The sequence below is a fragment of the Pararobbsia alpina genome (assembly GCF_902859895.1).
GTDB lineage: Bacteria > Pseudomonadota > Gammaproteobacteria > Burkholderiales > Burkholderiaceae > Pararobbsia > Pararobbsia alpina.
This window is the reverse complement of sequence record NZ_CADIKM010000214.1, coordinates 1-630: the sequence shown is the minus strand read 5'-3', so window position 1 is coordinate 630 and position 630 is coordinate 1. Positions and strand designations below refer to the sequence as shown.

The window sequence follows — 630 nt, the reverse complement described above, 5'->3', positions numbered from 1 at the left end:
CAGCGAAACCGGCACGTTCGGCACCGCGAATTTTTCACCGAATTGCGGCGAGTACGGGTCGAACTCCGACGAGAAGTCGTCCAGCATGAAGCCCGTGTAGTGCGCGGCGACGTGCGTTGGGCTGAATACCCAGAACTTGGCGAGCGCCGACATCTGGTTCGTCAGGGTGACTTCCTTGCGGTCGCAGAGGTGTCGTGACGCACCCGCGAACGGCGCGACTTCCTGCGAGCCCGGGAACAGGCTGATGAAGTCGGGAACCACACGCAGCTCGCCGACGCAAGGCCAGAAAGTCTCGACGCTGCCGGTGTCGCCTTCATGCCGCGGCATGGAGCCGAGGTCCGTCGTCGAATTCTGCGCGTTGCTAGGGTTGTACGCCGAATTGACGGCGGCCTGATCGGGCAGGATGAAGATGTTGCCGAGTCCACCGAACTGCTGCGAGACGGGCGCGATATAGTTGTCGCCGATCAGGATGTTCTTGTCTTCCTCCTTCACCAGTTCGTAGCCCGGCGGCACGATCAGTTCGACCACATACTTGCCGGCCGGCAGCATCTGCGTGCCGTCTCCCGTCGGATTCGCGACGCAGATCGCGCAGTTCGTCGAGGTCGGCTTGCCGCTTGCCGGGCTTCTGCC

The 630-nt window shown here is 62.9% G+C and carries 1 protein-coding gene; it reads right to left on the bottom strand.

Translation table 11 applies throughout. The annotated features are described in order from the left end of the window. On the bottom strand, positions 1–630 hold a 630-nt coding region (locus tag HV670_RS30335; RefSeq protein WP_175108591.1), incomplete at both ends, for a hypothetical protein.